Raw genomic sequence first — 21,119 nt, forward strand, 5'->3', positions numbered from 1 at the left:
CGATTCGTGCTTGCCGGTTATTTGACTCCACGTTATTTAAATAACTGTGTTAACACTCGGTCTTGTTCCTTTGAGCTTGTCTCTTGTTCCATCACATTTGATTCCTGAATTAAATAATGCGGCCTCTTTTTCGTTTCATAATAAATACGGCCAATATATTCTCCAATCACACCTAGACTCAAAAGCTGGACACCTCCGAGGAACAGCACAGCCGATATCAAAGTAAAATAACCCGGCACCATAATGCCCGTTCTGACGATTTGAATAAAGGTGGCCACGATGTAAATCAATGAGAGAAATAAGATCAGTATGCCAGTATAAAAACAAATTCGCAGCGGGCGGTTGTTAAAGGAAATAACGCCATCTATGCCATAGTTAAATAATTTCTTCAGTGACCATTTTGTATCACCATGCTGTCTTTCTACATTTTCATAATAGATGACCTTTTCTTCAAACCCAATCCAGCAAAAAAGCCCTTTCGAAAAACGATTTCCCTCTTTCAGCTGAAGCAGCGCATCGATGGCTTGGCGTGAAATTAAACGGAAATCCCCGACGCCATCACGCAAGTCCACTTCTACTACCTTGTTCATCACCTTATAGTACATGGATGACAGGTAAGAGCGCAGCTTGCTGTCACCTTTACGATTCCGTTTGGCAATGACTTGATGATAGCCTTCTTCATACCCTCTGACAAAGTCCTGAATTAAATACGTCGGGTGCTGCAGATCGGCGTCCATAATAATCGCAGCTGCTCCTTTTGCATGTTCAAGACCTGCCAAAATAGCGGCTTCCTTTCCAAAGTTACGCGAAAAGGAAATATATTTAACTTTTGCACTTTTTCGAGAGAGCTCTCTCATGTATTGAAGCGTGTTGTCTTTGCTTCCATCATTCACAAAGATGATTTCAAAGTCATAATGAAAATCGCGAAACTCTTCCTCGAGTGCCTCAAAGATTCGTCTGATGTTTTCACCTTCATTATAAGAAGGAATTATAACAGAGAGCAGTTCCCGTTCCATATCGCACCTTCTCTTCACTTTTTTCACATAGTCTGATATGTTCATTATTCCTTTTTTGTCAGAAAACGAAACCCTTTTTTATTATCCATAAATTACATGTCTCTTTAATCGTTTCATTATATCAGAGTTTTATTTCCATTGATTTTCAGCAGGATGAATTTAATGTAATTTTAAGTTTAATCATTGTAAAAAGCCTGTAATTTTGATCACAGACTGGGTATTGTTTCATAAAATTGTTTGTTCATTTATATATTTTCCTATTTATTGAAAAAGATGAATGGAAGTGAAAGGGCAGCCTTTTTAGTGAAGCAGCCCTCGATTGTTTTGTTGCAGATGCTCGTTTGCCTTTGATTGTTTATTTTGAAATAAATGCAGCTGCGCTCCGTAGCTCTCGATCCACTCTTGGACAATTCGTTCTGTTGTTTCCTGTCCTTTATACTTACGGCCAGCCTTTGCATAAGTCGTTTCAAAATCACTCCAAAGCAGCTCTACCCATGTACGTGCTTCGTCATATGTCAGCATATTGTTTTTTTCCATAAGTTGTTCTGTTAATCGCTCAAAGTATTGTTCCATGCCTGTTCCTCCTTCATCTAGCAGAATGTGCCTTTTTAAAAAAACTTCTTTTTTCATATACTACCCTTACGTCTTCAAAAGACGCAAATGATTTGTATTGTTTGGAGGGAATCGATATGCGTAATAAAGCAAAAGGCTTTCCAAATCAGGTAAATCACAAGTTTGAAGGCGAACCAGGCGCTACAGATGCTTATGCGTCTAAACGGCCGAATGGTGAAACGAATACACGTCCACAGGAACGTATGAGGGCATCAGGGAAACGCTAATTTTTCCAAAGGGAGTGCTTGAGATATGAGTTCAAATGGGAAATCGTATATGGCAGACTTTGTTCAATTAAGGACAACCGCTTACCCTCAACCATGGGCAAATGCAAAGCATTCTGCCTCTCAGGTCAACGGAGAAACGCAGCAAACGCAGCACGACATCGTACTTCAGAACAACGTCCGTAAACAGCGTTCGAAGTAAAGAAAAGGACTGATCTCTTGGGATCAGTCCTTCAGATTGTTGACAAAGGGCTAAAATGATGTTTATTTTAGCCCTTTGTCTTCTTTTCAGCGTGATAGAAAACCTTTGCAGTCTAGGAAGGATGAGCACCGGAACGGAGCGAATTTGACATTCGTGAGTACCGGAGCGCAGGACTGACACCGAATGCGAGGGTTTGTCTACACGCTGAAAGGACTGATCTTTTAGGATCAGTCCTTTTGCGTCAGCATTGAAATCGGCAGGGCATCTTCCTTATTTGGAGCCGATACTCTGTATCCCCACGCAAAAACGCCATTTAAATATTCTACATAAAACTCTTCTTCTGTGTCTTTAATTTGATAAGTCGTTTTCGTTTGAATTGAGGCTGGATCTAATAAATAGGCTTTCGCCATATCGATTTTCCGTTCTAAAACTGCGTATTCATTCACAATGCCAAGCTGCTCAGCCTTTCGTGCTTTTTCAGAAAGGGCGGCAATCTCCTGCTTCAATTCGTATTCTGTCAACTCACTATAGCGTTTTTCCATCTGTCATTCCCCTTTGTCTAAAACGTGATCAATTGTATCAAGATCAAAGCCTTTTCTAAATAAAAATTGCTTCACTTTCATCTTTTTTTCAAATGATCCGTCATATCCTACCTTGCGTTTTGCCTTCTCCAGCATATAAAGGAGGGCTTCTTCTTCCTTTTCCTCTTCTTGTCCATCATAGGCTTCTTGAAGGGCTTTATCAATGATCTCAAACGAAAATCCCTTTCGCTGCAGCTGCAGCTTGATGCGCTGCTCGATCTCTTTTGCAGAACGATTTTTTTCTTTTTTGACAAGCTTGAGAACCTGCTTTACAGCTTCCTCCAGCTGTAAGTCATCAGGGTATTGCGATAGCGCCTGTTCAATCGTGTCATCGTCTATCCCCTTGAGCTTCAATTCTTTTTTTAGGACGGACGGTCCTTTACTGTTCGTTTTCCGGTGGGTGCTGACATAGGCTTCTGCAAATTCAAGATCATTTACATACTTATAATGCTTTAATTTGTGTATAATTTCACTAATAGCAGGTGCAGGGATTTCTTTTTTCGTTAAATAATCGGTGACTTCTTTCACTGATCTCATGCGGTAGGATAAATAATCAACTGCCTGCTGAAATCCTTTTTTCACTGAATCACCGAATTGAATCTCAATGATATCTGCTTCGTCCAGCTCTTTTCCTTTTTTCAAATCGTGCTGGACGAGCACATCTAAATCAACGCTAAAGGCGTACTTTTCATCAAGAAAGATGTTGACCCGCTCGGTATTGTTTTTCTGAGCAGAAATTTTTGTAATATAGGGCATCCTGTGATCACTCCTTTTCCAAAACAGTCAGGATGTTTCTTCTGATTCAAAATCGTGAAAGATATAGGTATGTATATGAGAGGAGAGATGTCAATTGAATATCGCCATTACCGGAGGAACCGGTTTTATCGGCCAGCATGTCACAAAAGTGCTCGCTGCTGAGGGACATCATCTATATATTTTAACAAGAAATCCAAAGGAATCCGAACAAAATCATTTACATTATGTGCAGTGGCTGACTGAAGGTGCTGCGCCTGAGCATGAATTGCCTGCCATCGATGTATGGATTAACCTTGCTGGAAAATCCATTTTCACGCGCTGGACAGACAAGGCAAAAGAAGGCATCCTCTCCAGCCGTCTCAAATCAACACAAGAGGTAAGACGCATTATAGAAGCGCAGGAATCAAAGCCATCTGTACTGATTCAAGCAAGTGCTGTCGGGATTTATGGCACTTCTCAAACAGAAGATTTTACGGAGGAATCACCTCCTGCGGATTCTGATTTCTTAAGTCATACATCAAGGCTTTGGGAGGCTGAAGGGCAAAAGATTGAAGCCCTCGGCATTCGTACGGTCTACACACGCTTTGGTGTCGTGTTAGGAGAAAAAGGCACACTGCCGCTGATGACACTTCCTTACAAGCTGTTTGCCGGCGGGACAATTGGCTCTGGATCGCAATGGGTTTCTTGGGTTCATGTGGAGGATGTGGCACATCTCATTGCTTATGCAATTCATCATGACGAACTGTCAGGTCCGCTCAATGCGACATCACCGAATCCTGTTCAAATGAAACAGCTTGGACAAACCATTGCTTCTGCCCTTCGCCGCCCCCATTGGCTGAAGGTGCCATCTTTTGTGATCAAAACGGCGCTTGGCGAAATGTCATTACTTGTTTTAGAAGGCCAGCGTGCTCTGCCAAAAAAAGCGCTGCTCTCTTCTTATGACTTTTTGCACCCTGAACTAAAAGAAGCGATTTTGCATTCTGGGGAATAAATGTTGTCAAAAACACCCATCCTATTAGAAATGAGATGAGGGGGCGATTTTGATGAAGAAAAAAGAACACCAGCCAACTTCAAAGCTGAAGAAAACTCAGGAAGTCCTGTATCAGCAGGAATTCAAAAAAGCGGAAAGAGCAGCAGAAAAAAGAAACAAATAAGACGGATATTCCCCTCCAACAAGCACATAACTAAAGTGATCTTGTAAAGGAGGGAAAGGCTTTGAAAAAAGACCAACACAAAAAATCCAACCACGAGCTCGCAGCACAAGAGACGGATGGCGAATATGTTGAATTTTCCAAAGAACTTGCAGATCCGAATGACTTAAAAGCAATGGCACGTATGAAAGCAGCCGATCAGCGCGCCAAAAAACAATAAGTAAAAAAGCAGACCTTATTCAGCGGTCTGCTTTTCTTTTATTTGATTTCAGTAAGAAGACTTGATGCTTTCTGGCGTGATTTTTCCTCAGGCACCTCTTCTGGATAACCTATATGAAGGATCGCAGCAAACCGTTCGTTTTCCTTTAATCCCATGTCTTGTTGAAAGCCTTTGTCGTATAAAATACGTCCGCTCTTCCATACCATACCGATTCCTTGATCCCACGCAAGCAGCTGAAGATTTTGAATGAGCGCGCTCACGGCGGCAAAATCATCATTTCTCACTACAGGGTTCTCGTCTTCTTTTAGCACGACAAGTAAAAGCGCTGGAACCTTAGAAAAGTATTCTCTGTATTGATTGATTTTTTCTTCTTTTGCATCTGGGTTGTTGCGCTGAAAGAAAGCAATGAAGCGCTCTACAAATGTGGCTTTGGCTTCATCCGTCACCGCATATAAAAAGCGCCACGGCTCCGTGATTTTATGGTTCGGTGCATAGACTGCATCCTCTAATAACGGCTGAAGCTGCTCAATCGTCACCGGTGTGTCTTTGAATTTTCGAATCGATCGTCTATATCTGACAGCGTCTCGAACCGTTAACGCTTCTGTTTGTTGTTTCGTTTCTGGCATATGATATGTCATCCTTTCAATCAACTTAATTGAAATTGATTCTCATTCACATTATAAACGTCATCGCATGCAGTTGCAAATCAAGTATCCCTCCTCCCCGTCTGCTAAATAGTTGTTTGACTTTTTCAAGTAATGTTACAATCATATTACGTTTTAAACAAATTTTGAGAAAAAAGCCAAGATGATGAAATGATTTTCAAGTATTCCCATTTTGTCTGATCTGTTTTTTTGTCAAAAGGCTTTCAACCATGATTGGAAGGGAGGCTTCTGGATGGAATGAAAATCAATATTGGACAAATCATTAAACTCTATCGTTATAAACAAAATATGACCCAATCTGAATTGGCAGAAGGAATTTGTTCTGTCTCTCATTTAAGTAAAATTGAAAATGGCTCAAAGGAGGCCAATCAAGATACGATCAATCTGCTGCTTGAACGGCTTGGCATCAGCCAAGAAAAGCTGTCACAAAAGGCGCGTCATCTGCTGTCACTTTTGGATGAGTTTCAAATGAATATGTATTTCTATGCTCTCGATCAGGCCGAACAAAATGCAGAAATGATTATTCAGCACGAGGAGCAGTTCTTTTCGCTCGATTTAGGCATTCAGTATCATTTGTCCTTATTTCAATTTTATTTACTAACTGATAAACAGCCGCTTGCCTTAAAAACACACCGCGTGCTCAAAAAATTCGAAAAAACCTTTATTGAAACGGAAAAAGAAATTTTTGAATATCTTGACGGCATTCATCAAATTAAAATTGGTCAGCTTGAAGATGGGCTGAAAAAGCTTGAAAGCTGCTTTTCCTACGCTTCAGTCGAACAAAGTGATTTGTATTATCACTATGCAAAAGCACTTGGAAACATGGGACAGCTGGGTGATGCGCTTGAAGCGACACATCAAGCGATGGATCTATATAGACAAAAGAACAATTTCAAGCGGATTATTCACTGTACACTTATTCATGGCGTGATCTCACTTGAACTAAAAGCCTATCAAACTGCGAAGAAATATATAAAGGAAGTGATTTTGCACACGTCCCTTCATCCTGATGCCTATATTAAAATGTCCGCTTATTTTTATTATGGAGTGCTCTTAAAACGTGAAGGCGATTTCTCTTCAGCTGTGCCTTATTTACTAGATTCACTCAATTACTTTAATCAAGAACAGATAGAAGATCGTTACTGTGAAACGCTATATGAAATTGCGACACTTTATGCTGAATATGACCGCAAAAAAGCACTTCCCTACATACACGAGCTGTTAAAACAGCCTCGTATTCAGCCAAACTGTTTATATATGATCAAAATCTATAAATTGATGATTGAGGAAAACCCTCTTGATTTGAAAACCTATTTGGTCGAAGCAGCCCTTCCTTACTTTGAACACAATGAGCTGCACAATGAATATTTATTTGCTCTTAGAACCTTGCTTACCTATGCAGCTGCTGAGCTTGATGAGCAGGCCTATAAGTCCTATACAAAGAAACTGCTCGATCATTTAACAGTATATCTTCCCTATTACAAAAAAGCATGACCTTCTGCCGATCGAAGGTCATGCTTTTTCTATTTTATTAAATGGTCTCTTGTTGATCTGTATCATGATGGTTCACCCGTTTGACAGAATGAATATACCGTCTTTTTGCAAAGAAATCGTACGCATGCTGTCCAAAGCCTAGCCAAATACTGAGCACGATGAATGGGACCGTTCCCCATAAAGCCGGGATATGGCAAGCCATACGCAGCCAAGTATAAATCCCTGAATTCTTTTGGTTTTTGGCTAGGGAAATAGACACAATTCGTTTTTCCGCCTTCTCTTCACTTATTTTATTCAGCCTGAGCAGCTGTGAGTGTCTAAAGGATTCAAAGTGAATCCGATTTTTCCAATCGAGTGATCTTAACACATCAATCATTTTTGCACATGCAGGACTTTGTCCGTCATAAAACACAAGCAGCCTCAGTGATTTAATGGAACGCTGTTCTCTTTTTTTCGATTCAGCGAGCTTCTTTTTTTCTTGATCGAGATAAATGATTTTTTTCATAAATTGATCGCCTGTCCTTTTCCGTCATTTTTTTAGTTCGTTCAAAGGAGATTACAACTAGATTACTATAGTTGCTGGGCCTCTTGTATTGGGAAAAAGCCAACCGTTGTGCGTTATATGAGCCTTTGGATAAGGGCAAAATCATTGATTTCATGGCATATATGAGGTTTTTCAACTAAAAGTGGTTGGGAAAATCGTGGTGCTTTGCGGTTTTCTGCGGTATTTGATAGAATTCTGCGGTTTTCTACATCTTTATGCGGTGGTTTTGTAGGTAAAACGCAAAAACAAGATAAAAAAAGACTACTTCCCATTGCGGCGAAGTAGTCTTTTGGTTTATATTTTTGCCAAAACTTCTACTATTTCTTTCTCAATATCTTTCCATAAGTAGCGGTCTGTCGTATAGTGATGTGCGGCTTCTTTCGCAAATACTTGAAAAGCTTCTTCATAATCAGGTGCATCCTTGTCCGGTTTTTTCTCGTCGACAAAGCGCTGCGCTTCTGCTGAGCGAGGTCCCCATTTGCCCACTTCATTCCCATCCTGATCAATGATGACGATAATCGGAATCGATCTTGCGGTCCCGTTCGTTAAATACTGATCCATCAGGTCTAGATGCTCATCCCGAATGAAATAGCGCGCATCAATGAGTGCTTCATTTGCAATACGCATGAAAATTGGGACATTGACCATCGCATCTCCGCACCAATCCGCTGTGATGACAAGCGCTCTGAGCTTTTTCTTTTGCAGCTTTTGAAGCAGCTCTTTTTCTTTTTGATGAATTGCATACTGGTTGTACACCGTGAGCAGATTTTCCTGGTTTTTCTCCATGTTGTGTACATATGTACGTTCAGCTAATCCCTTTGTAAACCATTCATTTAATGTCATATGAACATCCCCCTTACCCTTCAACTTTACCACTTTTGCTATTCTTTTGTCTAAAAAAACCTTCACCTAGTGAAAGGTAAAGGTCTTTTGGTTTATGGACGCCGCTTTCGATTTGGGTCCATCCCGATCAGCTTGGTGACAAGTACCATTGTGACAGGCAGTGACGTATTCTTTTTATACGCTAAATATTTCCCGCGCCATTCAGGCTTATATTTCTGTTTAAATGACCGTAAACCGCTGAAGCTGTACATGTATCTGACATTGTTGAAAATAACACTCGCCAAACGCTCCGTGAGAAAGGACTGATGGAACGTCCCCACATTCGATAAAGGTGCCATTCCCATGTTAAACGATTTGTAGCCTCTTTCTTTCGCCCATTGAAACAGGTGGATAAACAGCGCATCCATCATCCCGTTCGGTGCATCATGCATATGACGCATTAAATCGATGGAAATCTCCCCTTCTTGATACATCGGCATCAATGATACAAAGGAAATGATCTGCCCTTCTTCATCCTTTAGAATCGCAATCGGTGCTTTTTGAAGATAGTCTTCTTGAAAATAACCGAGCGAAAATCCTTTTTCTTTTTTCTTTCCGAGCCAGCTGTCAGAAATCTGTTTTAAGGTTGAGATCAACTCATTTGAAAAGGGAGGTTCCAGCATTTCAAAGGTGTAGCCTTCTCGTTCAAATTTATTCGCCACAGCTCGTAAATTTGATTTTTTCTTACCTGACAGAGTAAACGTTTCTAAATCGACCATGGCTTCTTCCCCAAGCTTAAAGAAGTGAAAGCCTAAGTCATGATAGAGAGCCATCCCTTCTCGTTCTACTTGATAAAAAGCAACGCGGTAGCCGGCTTTTTCTGTCTCCTGTAAAAACTCTTCAAGTACAAGCGGATAAGACGCCTCACGTCCAGATGGATCTCCGAGCACAATGACGCAGCGCCCAATTCGCCCAAACTGAAGCATCGCTTCTCCATCACTTGAGAAAAATAGTTTTTTGTCGCCTAAAAAGCCAAGATGACTGAGGGCATTTCCGCCCTTTTCTTCTAAAAACGTTTTTAATTTTTCCTCATCTGCTTTTTCTCCAATCGGAAATGCTTTCTTATTAAAAATCAATTTACTAATGAAGAAGAAAAGCGGTACACCGATGAGAGCGATCATGCTTGTCATCGTGATATGCCGTTCATTATGCACCAAGTAATCCTTACTCAAGAAATGCCCGATTTTTGTCCAAATAAAGTTGCCAATGACATTATAGTTAAACAGCACGAGTAAATAACCAGCGGCAGCCGTCACAAACTGATACAAGGAATAAGGAGCCTGCTGCTTTACAAATTGATTTCGAAGAGAGAAAAACACAGCCATGATGACTGGCAAAATAAAAATCAGACTGAGGTTAAACCCCTTTAACAAAGTAAACACAAAACCGCCTGCTAAAGAGATCATTGTCAGCACGTACGATCTTTTCGTTCTTTTATACACTTCAATGGACAAAATCATCAGAATGATTCCGAACATTAAAGAAAGACCATTAAATCCTGATAACAGAAAGTGCGGAATGCTGGTAATCACACCTAATCGATCGACTGGAAGTACAACAGATGCCATGATAAGCAAGCCGCTTCCAAAGGTTAAAATCGATAAAGATCCGTACAATAAACGGATTAATAAAGCACGGTGCAAAACAATTAAAACGTTCGTTGTTTCAATGGCAGGTGCCATTTTCGGATTGCCTTCAAGACGTCTAAGCGTCGTTCCCGTTAAATCGTAAGCAGCTAGACAAAGCCCTAAGATAAACGGGAAAATCGAGTACACAAAGCGGTACAAGACGAGCGCCGTCAGCACCATCTCTTTATCAAAACCAATGTACTGCATGCTCAGTAAAAAGATAAGGTCAAACGAACCAAATCCGCCCGGAACCATACTGATTAAACCGCCGATTGACGCAATCGCAAATACACCTAAGACAATTCGGACATCGACATTCATCCCCATAGAGACGACAGCCATGTACATGACAAGTCCAGCTGCCAGCCATTCTAAAAACGATGCACCGATATAAGCGTAAATTGGATGCTTCAGTCCATTTTCACCGCTCTCGATCGAGCTTTTTCGAATGGATGCCATGACGATATATATCGGTACAATACAGGCAAAGATAATGACAAATGCCCATAGCCACGGCTCCTGGCTGATAATACTTTCAACAGGAAGCACCCTGACCAAGATCAAATCACTGAAAATAGATAAGCCCAAAAGGACAGAGGAAGTCAAAAGGGCAATGCCTTTCAGCAATTTTTTCGTATCTGTTATGTACTCCTTATAGAGAAGCGTTCTAAGCCCTGCTCCTGATAGACCGCCAAATCCAAGAACACTGTTAAAGGAGTTCGCAATCCAGGAAATGCGTATCGTTTTCCAGCCGCTGATCGGCATATCAAGGCTTTTTCGTAAAATAAAATCATATAAGGACATCGATAAAACCGCGACAAGTCCAAGAAAGACAAGAATAAACAAGTCCATTCGGTTCAAGCTGTCAATAATATAAAACGTCTTTTTAATGGAAAGTCCGCTCAGCTCCTGCTTCGCGACAAAAATTAAGACAAGGATAATGACGATCGGAAAAAGCATTTTTAAGATCGTCATACCCGTTTTTTTGTTCCACATGTTTTTCCCAACTTTCTAGGTTGCTTCATTATTTCAACTGAACATTATTATACAACAAATACCACTTGATTCATGCAGTTTAACATTTAAAAGCTTGACGATCCTTTCAATTAGAAGTAAAAATCAGTAATATAAAGAAAAAGAGCCGCTTAAAGGAAGTGAACAAGCGTGGAATATAATATTCATGACACCACCGTATTAAAAGAAGAGATTCTATCTCCAGAAGAAAAAAAGACATGGGTTCTTTATATGAAAGTACTCACAGCTGCAGGTCTCGGAGATGTTTCTGAATGGATGAAGCTTGATATGAGTATGCCTCAAATGAAGGTGCTCATGCTGCTCAATAACCATGGCTCTCTTAAAGTATCCGAAATCGCTGAAAAAATGGGCGCTTCTTTGTCCAATATGACAGGCCTACTTGACCGGTTAGAACAGTCTAACTTTGTCGTGCGAAAGCACTCTGAGCGTGACCGGAGAATCATTGTCGTAGAACTGACTGAGGAAGCGAAAAATATTTTCAGAAGTATTTATCAAAAAGGACACGAAAAAATCAAAAATTCCCTGCAGCGGCTCAATGACGAGGAAAAAGAAAAAGTCAATGAAGGCCTTGCTATCTTAGAAAAAGCACTGCGTCCTGAACGCCGCTAAACTGAAAAGGAAAAAAGACGGTCACTTGAGGTCCGTCTTTTTTATCTCTTCTACTTGTTTATCTGAGAGGACGAAATTTTTTTGAAAAACTTCCCTGTCATCCCATAAAAGATAGGCTAAGCCAATGATGAGAAAAAAGATGCTGATCCACGTACCGCCAGGAATCAGCTGTTCAAGTTCCTCAATCGTTCTTTCTGAGCCTAAGCTGTTACTATAGCGTATCTCAAAAAGAACATATTTCGCTATATAAAACAATGCCGCCATACAGATAAACATGGCGCCGACAATTCTTCTTCCAGACATGCGTTTACTCCTTTAATTCCACTGATTTCTTTTGATTAATTCCGTGATATGGGCAAGGTGATGCTTTGAATGCCAGACGTACATTCCCGTTGCATCATATAAGGACACCGTTTGTTGATCGGCAGGGTGATAATAAGAAGCGTTGAAGTCTTCCTCTGACATTCCCCGCAGTAAAATGACCCACCTGCGATGCAGACTGCTGATCAAAGGCAGGGATAAACTGATGGGCGCCTTGCTGTCAGGAAGTGAGGCAAATCCCTCCTGATCATATGGACGTATGTCCGGTGTATCTTCTGTGAGAGCAAGCTTGAATCGTAAGTATGCATTCAGATGGCTGTCTGCTACGTGGTGAATGAGCTGACGAACAGTCCATCCTCCCGGCCGATAAGGGGTATCAAGCTGAGCATCTGTCAACGGTGCAGTCACTGCTTCATACTCTTCGGGGATTGCAGCCAGCTGATCAATCCATGCTTCAAGCTGTGCTTTCGTTTTTGTTTCAACCGGTTCATATAAGCCAATCGGATACTGTAATGACGTCATACGCTCTCTCCTTTCTCAAATCCTTCAAGCACAAATTTGCCAATCATCTTTCCTTGCTCAAGTGTTTGATGTGCCTGCTTCAAGTTAGCAGCATTGATTGGACTGAGAACCTTTGTTAAGGTATGCGTTATTTTTCCCTGCTCAAATAACTCACTCGCCTCTGTCAAAAGCTCATGCTGTTTGATCATGTCCGCTGTTTCATACATAGGACGTGTGAACATGAATTCCCATACAAATGCCGCACTTTTATTTTTGAGTAATTGAATGTCTAGGTTGTGCTTGTTCTCGACAATGGTACAGATCGTGCCTTGCGGTTTGATGGCTTCTGCCATGCCTTTGAAATGTCCATCTGTATCATTTAAGCATAAAATAAAATCCACTTCGCCGATTCCTTTTTCCTCGAGCTGCGCGAGAAGCGGCTGATGATGATCAATGATATGATCGGCACCTAATGACAGACACCACTCTTTTGTTTCTGGTCTTGATGCGGTAGCGATCACAGTTGCCTTCGCTAATTTAGCTAGTTGAATGGCGATAGACCCAACACCGCCTGCACCACCAATGATCAGCAAGGTTGAGCCTTCAGCATTCCGTTTCATATGCATCCGGTCAAATAAAGCCTCATAAGCCGTAATTGTTGTAAGGGGCATTGCGGCTGCTTCTGCAAAGGATAGATTGGCAGGCTTTTTCGCCACAATACGTTCATCCACAAGCTGGTATTCACTATTCGAGCCTTGACGCGTAATATCTCCTGCATAGTATACGTGATCACCTGGCTGAAACAATGTACACGCTTCGCCCACTTCAACAACCGTACCGCTTGCATCATAGCCTAGAATTTTCAGTTTTTCTTCCTTCTGATCCTTCGGTGATCTCACCTTTGTATCCACTGGATTCACGGACACAGCCTCTATCTTCACGAGTACATCTCTGCCAGACGCCTTAGGCTTTTCAACCTCCTGATCCATCAGGCTTTGTTCATGCTCAATCGGCAAATACTCCAATAGTCCAACTGCTTTCACTCGCTCGCACTCCCTTTCTCCATTCTTTCTTTCCACATTTTATCATAATTTTCTGATGTGGATGGCTGGATCAAACGAATGACGGCACATTTATGACCTTTTCAGAGCCTTTCGCTCCCTCGCCATGTATGAAGGACGTGCTTTTTGCAAAGAAGGAACATAAGTGAACCAGTTGTTTGATTTAAAAAATAGCTGAACGTAGTAAAACTGGACGTGCTGTAGAAAAACGATGACCAATAGAAAAAGAGTGAATGAGAGTGTAGATAGATCCGCCCTTCCTTGTATCCATTCATTGATCAACAGAATCACAAAACCGAGGATGATGAGCTGTTCAACTCTTTGCACGAACTGGCTAAGGAGCTGCCCGCGTTTTGATAAATCACCAGACTGGTGCTTTCTAATCTTTCTCGATTTGTAGAACCAAATGATACTTTCTGCTAAGTTATGAGTTATAAATAGTGCAATAAGCGCTATCGATAAAGGAGATGGGTGATAAAAAATTGGGACTGCAAATGGGATCACAAGAAAATAAATGGCAATCAATGCGTGTCTGACTGATAAGACAAATAGGTCTTTTTCTATGGATGTTTTCATGTGTTTCACCTCCATATGTACTACGTTTCAATTGCCAAAATGTTCCCCTTCGCTATCAAAAAAGGATACCCAAGAAGGCATCCTTTTCATGAATCAAACTTAAAAAGCAGCGCTTAGTACGACAGGGCCTTGCGGGAGCTTGTTATCCTTTTTCGGTTCAAGTGTAACAGCCACGGTATCCCATGATTCGCCTGCTTCTTTTTCAGATAAAGCATAAGTGACGGTTCCTTCCCCTTTGTTATCTGTTTTAAAGGCACCTGCTGGAACCGGCTGATCTCCTTTAATAAGCCACACTTGATAAACAGCAGATGAATCAAGCGGACCCTTTAAGCCGTCTGCACTCACTACAAGTTCTTTTTCTGAAAAGGAAGTGTGCTCCTCATGAGAATGTAAACACTTTACGACATACAGACCGTTTGGATCACCCATCGTACAAAAGTCAAGAATCCATGTTGTGACCACTCTCTGATCAGCTGATTTTAGCAAACTCTCTCTCCCTCTCAATTCAGTTGAGGTAGAACGCATTCTTTCCTCATGTCATAATAGGGTGTAAATTGGAGAAATTGGAGTGTCCGTATATGATGGTGACGATTGTTCTTTTTTTATTAGCAGGCTTAGCAGAAATTGGCGGCGGCTATTTGGTGTGGCTTTGGTTGCGTGAAGCAAAACCTGTCAGCTTCGGAATCGCCGGCAGCCTCATCTTGGTTGCATATGGCGTCATTCCAACCTTCCAGCAGTTCCCGACTTTCGGACGTGTTTATGCTGCCTATGGCGGTGTTTTTGTCATTCTTGCTGTGTTTTGGGGCTGGTGGGTCGATCGAAAAACACCTGATCTCTATGACTGGATGGGGGCTTTGATCTGTTTAGCTGGAGTCAGTGTGATGTTATTTGCCCCTCGCAGTTAATGGACCCATATAAAAAGTGCTGCCACATACGGGCAGCACTTTGCTATGTTATTTAAATGCTTCAACGAGCTCCAGCCGTTTGTAATTCTTTGTTTTTCTCTTTAAAGCGTTCGTTATGAGAGGAAACGTACGCCACTTTCTCAGCTTCTGGTTCGATGTACAGCTTTGCGCTATTCAGTGCATTGACTCCATCAACAAACGTGCCGGCAATTAAGCGGACCTTGCTTTTATGTGTACACAAGTCGCCTACCGCATAGACGCCCGGTAAATTGGTTTCCATTTTTTCATTAACCTCGATCAGTCCCCATTCACCTTGCTTAAGACCCCATTCCGATAGAACGCTTAAATCGCCTTTCATCCCATGATTGACGATCACAGCATCTGTTTCGATTCGTTCTTTTTCACCTGTCTCTATATTTTGAATGGTGACAGCATCAATTTTGTCGCCTTGACCATGCAGCTCTGTTAGTTCATGCGGGGTTAAAATTCGTTTGCAAGTTGCCTTCATATTGGCGACATTTTTCTCATGTCCGCCAAACATGTCACGGCGATGCACGACGGTGACACTTTCAGCAATCGGTGCAAGGGCATTGGCCCAGTCAACCGCTGAGTCGCCGCCTCCAGAAATCACAACCCGCTTCCCTGCAAATGTCTTGAGCTCCTGGACAGTGTAATAAAGGTTTGTCACTTCATAGCGGTCTGCTTGCTCGATTTCAAGTTTCCGCTGAACTGGAATGCCGTGACCCATCGCTAATATGAGGGTCTTTGTCAAATGACGATCACCATTTTCAGCCGTCAGCAGGATATGATTATGTTCATCTCGCTCAAATGACGTGATTTTTTGATTCAGTGCAATCTCTGGTTCAAATGTTTTCGCCTGTGTTTCAAGCTGCTGTATCAGCTGTTCTCCTCTTGTTGGCGGCAAACCGCCGACATCCCAAATGACCTTTTCAGGATACAGAAGGATTTTCCCGCCAAGGCTTTCGTTGTACTCAAGTACCTTCGTCTTTAAGTCCCGCATACCACTATAAAAGGCGGTGTACATGCCTGCTGGGCCGCCGCCAATAATGGTGACGTCAAACAATTCAAGCTGATCTGTCATTTGAGTCCCTCCAGTTTTCCATCGAATGATCTATTTTCCAGTGATATTGATTCTCATTATCATATGTACCTATTGTAGTCTACTCTAGTGAAGGGAATCAATAGCTTTCTGCAAAAAAAGAACAGGACGAGCGCTCACTCGTCCTGTTATCCATCACACAATGGTTAAACCAAGGTCTTTTAATTCAAGAGAAACAAGTCTTGCAATCGCATCTGCGCCTTCTTTTGTAAAGTGTGTGCGATCCTCAATTCCTGTTGACAGCATAAAGTAAGAGGTCGTTTTCTCTATACCGGAAATTTGATAAAACTGAAGGCTTGCCGTATTTAAATCAACGAGAAGGACTTCTTCTTCATCAGCTAGTTCTTTCATAGCGGCACAATAATCAGGAAAATCATTGATAAATTCTCCGTCTTTTTCATGAAAACGGCCGACTGGCGTGAGTAAAAGTGGTGTTGCCCCCTTTGCTCTTGCTCCATGAATATATTGAGACAGGTAGCTTTTATACGTCGTGAAAGGATCTGTATGCCGCTCAGGCTTTTCCTTGGAAGCATCATTGTGCCCCATTTGTGTGAAAAGCCAGTCTCCCGGCTGAATGTCAGCCAATATGTCATCAAGGCGTCCTTCTTCAATGAATGTTTTTGAGCTTCTTCCACCAATGGCACGGTTCTCGACGTTCACCCCGTGCGCTGTATAGCGGTGTAAAAACTCTCCCCATCCTCCTTGAACAGGACGATCTGGATAAGATGAAACGGTCGAATCACCAGCTAAATAGATGGTTGTCATGTTCATACGCCTCCCTTTTTCATTGAGCCACTTCACCTGAGCGATACAGATCCTAGTGGCTGCTGAAAAGATATGAAACAATCAGCATCGCTATTTCAATTATTCTCTTTTTAAAGATCAAAACCCTGCTTACCGGTAGATGTGAATGTGTTAAATATGCGGCGGAAGTTCTATTTTTGATTCCACTGCTTGATGTAATGCCTGAAGCATGTAGCCAATTCCTTTATATGGAGCCAGCGGATAATTTGCTTTTTGATGAGGTTGTAATAAAGGGTCGATCACTTTTCGATATTTCTTTCCACCCAGTACCACCAATTCATCATATGCGAAAAGATTTTTTTGATGAAATTGCTGGCTCAGTTCTTCTCGTGTGATCTGCTTAGCATGCGGTGTACCAAAAGCCACATCATAATTTTCATGTATGATATCATCTGCCTTTAAGAATCCGTGCTTCGCTGATACGATCATCCAGTCTGAAAAGAACGTTTGAGCATAGCTTTTCGTACGCTGATGCAGGGGACTTAAATAGACATGATTCGCTGGCTGGCTCCCTGCTTCTGGATCGACATCCCAAATTTTCTTCGCGCCACATGGAATGATACAAACTCGCTTCACTCAGGTTTTCTCCTTCCTTTTTCGATAGATCTGATACATGATACAGCCTAGCGCTGTGCCAATTGTATTTAAAAGAATATCATCAATATCACTGCTTCTTGTAATGATACCAGATTGCGAGAACATCCATTGGAGCAATTCGATCATGATTGACAGGAGAAAGCCCCCAAGAACTGCCTTTTGCCAGCGCATGGTTCGAAAGGCTTGATATAGAAAAAAACCGAGTGGTACAAATAACAATATGTTGCCTGCTAAATTTAAAAAGACAAGATTTGGATAGCCGTGATGGTAGGCGTGAAGATTTTGATAAATGGACTGCAAAGGCATGAGGTTGACACTCACCTGATCTCTTGGGGCGGAAAAACGATTTGGAAAGACCGTCAAATATAGTAAAACATTCGTATAAATAAACAGACTGGCAAGGACCAATTCTGTTCGCAAATAGATAAAACGATTGTGCTTTTTTGCCTGTCTGTATCTCATATGTAAATAGAGCGGGACGAGCAGGAGAAAATAAGTAATGGAAAACATAGCACTGGATGTCATACAGAGAGCTGCCCCTTTCTCACATGATGATGCTTGACCATATTTACAGCTTATTCAGGCTTGCCCGCATCTATTCATCACTTATTCTCACATTCAATGAAGAGAAGACCATATTGACAAATCGTCATTTTCTCGCTAAAATGAATGACATTCAGTCAGTTAAGGCCGGTGATGATATGTCGAAACGAGAAAAGATTATGCTTGCTGCGATTGATGCGTTTAAAGAAAAAGGAATCGAAAAGACGACCATTTCGGATATTGTGAAAGCAGCAGGAGTAGCGCAAGGAACGTTTTATTTATATTTTCCTTCAAAGCTTTCCGTCATGCCTGCTATCGCTGAACATTTGATCGCACAGATGGTGCCTGCGATCGAAAAGGAATTCACTCAGCATGCAGATGTCCTCGATCAAGCAGATGCGCTTGTTGAATTCATTTTCGCTTTTACAAGGCAATACCGTGATGTCCTTGCCCTGACCTACTCAGGCTTAGCCGCCACCGAGCATTTAAAGGAATGGGAAGATATTTATGAGCCAATTTACAAATGGGTCGCTGCTTTTTTAGAAAAAGCAAAGCAGGACAAAAGGGTCCGTGCGAATTTGAACTGTCAATATGCAGCCAAATTCATTATCGGTTTACTTGAATCTTCTGCTGAGCAAATGTACTTATTTACGGAAACAGATACAGAAGAGGTTCTGATTCAAAAGCGAGAGGTGAAGCAATTTCTTCTTTACGCACTTGGCATAGAGACGCCTTAACTTAGTACAGCACTTGCTGTACGCTCTTTTTTGGTTTCAAAATGACGAATCGTCAGTTTTGAGTTTTAGGAGGAAATACGATGAAAAAAAGCTGGATGTATGTTGCACTCACTTGTTTATTCGAATTACTTTGGGTGTTTGGTTTAAATAGAGCTGATGCTGTGTGGGAATGGGCGGTCATTATCTGTCTGATCCCAGTTGATTTTTATTTTTTAATGAAGGCCTGCGAAAAGCTGCCGACAGGGACCGTGTACGCCGTGTTTGCCGGAGTTGGAACGATTGGGACATCTTTGATGGATTATACGCTGTTTGGCGGTTCGTTTTCATTAGAAAAGCTCTTATTTATGGGCATTTTAATTCTCGGAATTATCGGACTGAAAGTGTCTGATGGAGATGTACATGAGCAGAAAGGAGAAGCGGTATAAATGGGCTGGTTTTTTGTACTGTTAGCCTCTGCCTGCGAAATCGGCGGAACCATTGGCCTCAATATGTTTAGTAAGAAAAAGCAAATCACGACAGGCATTTTATTTGTCGGCGGGTTTGCGTTATCCTTTTTGTTTTTATACGCCTCGTTCTCGTCCGTTCAAGTATCCGTCGCTTATACGGTCTGGATCGGGCTTGGAACGGCGGGCTCTGTCTTGTTTAATATGATTCTATTTAAAGAGCCGAAAAACATGATTCGTATACTGAGCTTGCTGCTGATTGTAATTGGTGTGGTTGGGCTGAAGCTGTTTGCGTAATTGAATCACAAGAAAGAAAAAATTTATGATGGTATTAGCTATTACATTAGCAATAGAAAAAGCAATGGAATGATGTTCCATTGCTTTTTAAGTTACTTTATATACTTTTCTTGATACACTTTAAATTGTTCTTCGTATTTTTGCAACTTTGCCCCATCAACTTTTGAATTTAATTTCGGTTTTCGCTTTCCAATCACCATCACATCTTTATCTACAATAGGACTTGTTAAAAAGATGTATGGCGCAAAACGATCACACTTCGTATTTGGGAGGGTTACGGATAACCTGGCATATTCTTCTGTCGGGAATTGGTTCGAAATCTTAAAGATGTTGAGGTATTGGCACTTGAATGGAATACAAAGGCACAAAGTTTATGGGATTTATCAAAAAAGGATAAAAACTAGATGATCTTCTTTGGTCGCCAACCGTGATTATGACCTCTGTTTTCAATCCATTTTATAAAATCTTTATCATCTAAAATATGAAGCAGTCATTGGAGACTATCTGCTAGGCAGCGGACTTTTTAGTAGATAATAAAGTGAGTAAAACGACTATATATAAACAAATAAAAGAACTCTAATTCATATACGAATTAGAGTCCTCATGATATGACTGATTTTATTTTTCCACCTTAAAATCAAACCCGCTAATCCTTTTTTATTTCTCGTTTAATGGGTATCTTGCTGCTCGAGCAAGAGATCCATTGCGTAAATCGATTCGCCTTTCTCATCCAATAAAAAGTACACAATCAAAGGCTCTCCAAAAGATTCTGTCTGCTGCGTGAACAAAACACAGGTGAATTTTTCAATACCAACTGGCAGCTTTCTTCTTAATAAAGGGTGAAGAATAGGCGAAGTCCGAATTGTATCTACATCAACATTCCAACGTTCATTTTTTAAAGTTGGATAATGCTCTGATAACAATTGGCGTAACATGTCGGTCGTGAGCGCTGCTTTTCCTTCGCATCCATCATTTATTATGTTGGTGTTATACATCCGATGGCTGCTCACCCTTTGAAGCATTGATTCGTATTCCTTTTAAGACAAAGCGTTTCTGACCATCAAGTGTACAAGTGATCAATGTCAGTTCATTTTTCCCGCGATCCTTTAGTACATCCACATCCGTCGGTTCTATCGTAGCTGAGCTGACAATTTTATATTCGTATGTTTCTGCTTGATGATGTAAGACGACTTTTTCTCCTTTAGGTACCTCTGGCAGCTGACGGAAAAGACGATCGCCTCTATACCCTCTATGCCCTGCAATCGTGAAATTCCCTTCACCTGGCATTTGATGAGATTTAATTTGAGTCAGTGCTATACCTAAATTTTCTTTTGTTGTAACAGGAAGCACTTTTTCGTTTAAATCAATTGACGGGATCTCTAGCTCCATCACATCTCGTAGGTCTTCTTCTGACACAGTTAAATGTGGAATAGAAGAAAGGGCATCACTTTCATTTTCTTCAATCATTTTTAATGCCTGTTCCATTGCTGCTGTCTCTTGAGAAGTTCGCCACTCATATAGAAAAGGAACGGAGATGAGCATCAGCCCCGTGACCACCAAAAAGCTGCCTAATAAGTTTCTTTTTTTCATCAATA

Annotated in this window: 30 protein-coding genes and 1 pseudogene; 11 read left to right on the forward strand and 20 right to left on the reverse strand. The window is 41.3% G+C overall.

What is annotated here, in order from left to right; genetic code table 11:
* Positions 1-32: 32 nt before the first annotated feature.
* Positions 33-1,016 carry a glycosyltransferase family 2 protein gene (locus BAE31_RS00135; RefSeq protein WP_024425218.1) on the reverse strand — a complete coding sequence of 328 codons (984 nt, stop codon included), beginning with the start codon at positions 1,014-1,016 and terminating at the stop codon, positions 33-35.
* A gap of 300 nt (positions 1,017-1,316) precedes the next feature.
* Entirely contained in the window at positions 1,317-1,589 is a 273-nt protein-coding gene (locus tag BAE31_RS00140) for a YfhJ family protein (RefSeq protein ID WP_024425219.1), read from the reverse strand.
* A 116-nt stretch (positions 1,590-1,705) separates the two neighbouring features.
* On the opposite strand from BAE31_RS00140, the gene BAE31_RS00145 reads away from it, so the two are divergent.
* A complete protein-coding gene (locus tag BAE31_RS00145) occupies positions 1,706-1,855 on the forward strand; it encodes a small, acid-soluble spore protein K (RefSeq protein WP_003217849.1) in 150 nt (49 codons plus the stop codon).
* Positions 1,856-1,880: 25 nt separating this feature from the next.
* Positions 1,881-2,054 carry a YpzG family protein gene (locus tag BAE31_RS00150; RefSeq protein WP_008360604.1) on the forward strand — a complete coding sequence of 58 codons (174 nt, stop codon included), beginning with the start codon at positions 1,881-1,883 and terminating at the stop codon, positions 2,052-2,054.
* Between the two features lie 227 nt (positions 2,055-2,281).
* On the opposite strand, the gene BAE31_RS00155 is transcribed toward BAE31_RS00150, so the two are convergent.
* Positions 2,282-2,596 carry a YfhH family protein gene (locus BAE31_RS00155; RefSeq protein WP_041106359.1) on the reverse strand — a complete coding sequence of 105 codons (315 nt, stop codon included), beginning with the start codon at positions 2,594-2,596 and terminating at the stop codon, positions 2,282-2,284.
* Between the two features lie 3 nt (positions 2,597-2,599).
* Positions 2,600-3,391: a recombination regulator RecX gene (gene recX / locus BAE31_RS00160; protein ID WP_024425808.1), complete on the reverse strand. Its 792-nt coding sequence runs from the start codon at positions 3,389-3,391 to the stop codon at positions 2,600-2,602.
* Positions 3,392-3,485: 94 nt separating this feature from the next.
* Between recX and BAE31_RS00165 the strand changes: the two genes are divergently transcribed.
* The 3 genes from BAE31_RS00165 (at position 3,486) to BAE31_RS00175 (ending at position 4,762) form a co-directional block, all read left to right on the forward strand.
* Positions 3,486-4,382 (forward strand): TIGR01777 family oxidoreductase, encoded by an 897-nt coding sequence (locus BAE31_RS00165; RefSeq protein ID WP_041106357.1) that lies wholly within the window; start codon positions 3,486-3,488, stop codon positions 4,380-4,382.
* Between the two features lie 52 nt (positions 4,383-4,434).
* Positions 4,435-4,545 (forward strand): YfhE family protein, encoded by a 111-nt coding sequence (locus BAE31_RS00170; protein ID WP_017358836.1) that lies wholly within the window; start codon positions 4,435-4,437, stop codon positions 4,543-4,545.
* A 61-nt stretch (positions 4,546-4,606) separates the two neighbouring features.
* Positions 4,607-4,762: a YfhD family protein gene (locus tag BAE31_RS00175; RefSeq protein WP_041087330.1), complete on the forward strand. Its 156-nt coding sequence runs from the start codon at positions 4,607-4,609 to the stop codon at positions 4,760-4,762.
* A gap of 38 nt (positions 4,763-4,800) precedes the next feature.
* On the opposite strand, the gene BAE31_RS00180 is transcribed toward BAE31_RS00175, so the two are convergent.
* On the reverse strand, positions 4,801-5,388 hold the full coding sequence (locus BAE31_RS00180) for a nitroreductase family protein (RefSeq protein ID WP_024425224.1): 588 nt from the start codon (positions 5,386-5,388) through the stop codon (positions 4,801-4,803).
* 276 nt (positions 5,389-5,664) lie between these two features.
* On the opposite strand from BAE31_RS00180, the gene BAE31_RS00185 reads away from it, so the two are divergent.
* Positions 5,665-6,921: a transcriptional regulator gene (locus BAE31_RS00185; RefSeq protein WP_041106355.1), complete on the forward strand. Its 1,257-nt coding sequence runs from the start codon at positions 5,665-5,667 to the stop codon at positions 6,919-6,921.
* Between the two features lie 37 nt (positions 6,922-6,958).
* Here the strand turns inward: BAE31_RS00185 and BAE31_RS00190 are convergent, their stop codons facing one another.
* The 3 genes from BAE31_RS00190 to mprF all read right to left on the reverse strand — a co-directional run bounded on the left by BAE31_RS00190 (position 6,959) and on the right by mprF (position 10,971).
* A complete protein-coding gene (locus BAE31_RS00190; protein WP_041106353.1) occupies positions 6,959-7,426 on the reverse strand; it encodes a thiol-disulfide oxidoreductase DCC family protein in 468 nt (155 codons plus the stop codon).
* A gap of 333 nt (positions 7,427-7,759) precedes the next feature.
* Positions 7,760-8,308, reverse strand: a complete 549-nt coding sequence (locus tag BAE31_RS00195) for a thioredoxin family protein (RefSeq protein ID WP_076839069.1) — start codon at positions 8,306-8,308, stop codon at positions 7,760-7,762.
* Positions 8,309-8,400: 92 nt separating this feature from the next.
* Positions 8,401-10,971: a bifunctional lysylphosphatidylglycerol flippase/synthetase MprF gene (mprF, locus tag BAE31_RS00200; RefSeq protein WP_076839070.1), complete on the reverse strand. Its 2,571-nt coding sequence runs from the start codon at positions 10,969-10,971 to the stop codon at positions 8,401-8,403.
* A 168-nt stretch (positions 10,972-11,139) separates the two neighbouring features.
* On the opposite strand from mprF, the gene BAE31_RS00205 reads away from it, so the two are divergent.
* A complete protein-coding gene (locus BAE31_RS00205) occupies positions 11,140-11,619 on the forward strand; it encodes a MarR family transcriptional regulator (RefSeq protein ID WP_076839072.1) in 480 nt (159 codons plus the stop codon).
* A 21-nt stretch (positions 11,620-11,640) separates the two neighbouring features.
* Here the strand turns inward: BAE31_RS00205 and BAE31_RS00210 are convergent, their stop codons facing one another.
* The 5 genes from BAE31_RS00210 to BAE31_RS00230 all read right to left on the reverse strand — a co-directional run bounded on the left by BAE31_RS00210 (position 11,641) and on the right by BAE31_RS00230 (position 14,564).
* Positions 11,641-11,922 (reverse strand): hypothetical protein, encoded by a 282-nt coding sequence (locus BAE31_RS00210; protein ID WP_041106350.1) that lies wholly within the window; start codon positions 11,920-11,922, stop codon positions 11,641-11,643.
* Positions 11,923-11,934: 12 nt separating this feature from the next.
* Complete coding sequence (locus tag BAE31_RS00215; RefSeq protein WP_075622587.1) at positions 11,935-12,462, reverse strand: YfiT family bacillithiol transferase; 528 nt, start codon at positions 12,460-12,462, stop codon at positions 11,935-11,937.
* Positions 12,459-13,484, reverse strand: coding sequence for a zinc-binding alcohol dehydrogenase family protein (locus tag BAE31_RS00220; protein WP_076839073.1), 1,026 nt, complete (start codon positions 13,482-13,484; stop codon positions 12,459-12,461). Before BAE31_RS00220 ends, BAE31_RS00215 begins: the two co-directional genes overlap by 4 nt.
* 90 nt (positions 13,485-13,574) lie before the next feature.
* Entirely contained in the window at positions 13,575-14,078 is a 504-nt protein-coding gene (locus BAE31_RS00225; protein ID WP_076839075.1) for a hypothetical protein, read from the reverse strand.
* A 99-nt stretch (positions 14,079-14,177) separates the two neighbouring features.
* Positions 14,178-14,564, reverse strand: coding sequence for an anti-sigma factor (locus BAE31_RS00230; RefSeq protein ID WP_052462929.1), 387 nt, complete (start codon positions 14,562-14,564; stop codon positions 14,178-14,180).
* Positions 14,565-14,656: 92 nt separating this feature from the next.
* On the opposite strand from BAE31_RS00230, the gene BAE31_RS00235 reads away from it, so the two are divergent.
* Positions 14,657-14,983 carry a YnfA family protein gene (locus tag BAE31_RS00235; RefSeq protein ID WP_024425817.1) on the forward strand — a complete coding sequence of 109 codons (327 nt, stop codon included), beginning with the start codon at positions 14,657-14,659 and terminating at the stop codon, positions 14,981-14,983.
* Between the two features lie 61 nt (positions 14,984-15,044).
* On the opposite strand, the gene BAE31_RS00240 is transcribed toward BAE31_RS00235, so the two are convergent.
* The 4 genes from BAE31_RS00240 to BAE31_RS00255 all read right to left on the reverse strand — a co-directional run bounded on the left by BAE31_RS00240 (position 15,045) and on the right by BAE31_RS00255 (position 18,029).
* Positions 15,045-16,085: an NAD(P)/FAD-dependent oxidoreductase gene (locus tag BAE31_RS00240; protein ID WP_076839077.1), complete on the reverse strand. Its 1,041-nt coding sequence runs from the start codon at positions 16,083-16,085 to the stop codon at positions 15,045-15,047.
* A 153-nt stretch (positions 16,086-16,238) separates the two neighbouring features.
* Positions 16,239-16,868 carry a rhamnogalacturonan acetylesterase gene (locus BAE31_RS00245; protein ID WP_024425819.1) on the reverse strand — a complete coding sequence of 210 codons (630 nt, stop codon included), beginning with the start codon at positions 16,866-16,868 and terminating at the stop codon, positions 16,239-16,241.
* A gap of 150 nt (positions 16,869-17,018) precedes the next feature.
* Positions 17,019-17,483 (reverse strand): DUF6884 domain-containing protein, encoded by a 465-nt coding sequence (locus BAE31_RS00250; protein WP_075622583.1) that lies wholly within the window; start codon positions 17,481-17,483, stop codon positions 17,019-17,021.
* Positions 17,484-18,029 (reverse strand): VanZ family protein, encoded by a 546-nt coding sequence (locus tag BAE31_RS00255; protein ID WP_076839078.1) that lies wholly within the window; start codon positions 18,027-18,029, stop codon positions 17,484-17,486.
* A gap of 176 nt (positions 18,030-18,205) precedes the next feature.
* On the opposite strand from BAE31_RS00255, the gene BAE31_RS00260 reads away from it, so the two are divergent.
* The 3 genes from BAE31_RS00260 to BAE31_RS00270 all read left to right on the forward strand — a co-directional run bounded on the left by BAE31_RS00260 (position 18,206) and on the right by BAE31_RS00270 (position 19,524).
* A complete protein-coding gene (locus BAE31_RS00260; RefSeq protein WP_025093485.1) occupies positions 18,206-18,784 on the forward strand; it encodes a TetR/AcrR family transcriptional regulator in 579 nt (192 codons plus the stop codon).
* 80 nt (positions 18,785-18,864) lie between these two features.
* The gene (locus BAE31_RS00265) at positions 18,865-19,209 is read left to right on the forward strand and encodes a DMT family transporter (protein ID WP_076839080.1); all 345 of its coding nucleotides are present in this window, start codon (positions 18,865-18,867) and stop codon (positions 19,207-19,209) included.
* Positions 19,210-19,524, forward strand: a complete 315-nt coding sequence (locus BAE31_RS00270; protein WP_003217878.1) for a DMT family transporter — start codon at positions 19,210-19,212, stop codon at positions 19,522-19,524. It abuts the gene before it with no gap.
* Between the two features lie 92 nt (positions 19,525-19,616).
* On the opposite strand, the pseudogene BAE31_RS19855 reads toward BAE31_RS00270, so the two are convergent.
* The 3 genes and pseudogenes from BAE31_RS19855 to BAE31_RS00285 form a co-directional block, all read right to left on the reverse strand.
* A pseudogene (locus tag BAE31_RS19855) lies at positions 19,617-19,844 on the reverse strand (leucine-rich repeat domain-containing protein); the annotation flags it as partial.
* A gap of 348 nt (positions 19,845-20,192) precedes the next feature.
* A complete protein-coding gene (locus tag BAE31_RS00280) occupies positions 20,193-20,519 on the reverse strand; it encodes a hypothetical protein (RefSeq protein WP_076839081.1) in 327 nt (108 codons plus the stop codon).
* A complete protein-coding gene (locus tag BAE31_RS00285) occupies positions 20,512-21,114 on the reverse strand; it encodes a class D sortase (RefSeq protein WP_076839136.1) in 603 nt (200 codons plus the stop codon). The genes BAE31_RS00280 and BAE31_RS00285 overlap by 8 nt, the downstream gene beginning before the upstream one ends.
* Between the last annotated feature and the right edge of the window lie 5 nt (positions 21,115-21,119).

Origin of the sequence: Bacillus sp. I-2, assembly GCF_001974945.1 — a bacterium.
Classification (GTDB): Bacteria; Bacillota; Bacilli; order Bacillales; family Bacillaceae; genus Bacillus; species Bacillus safensis.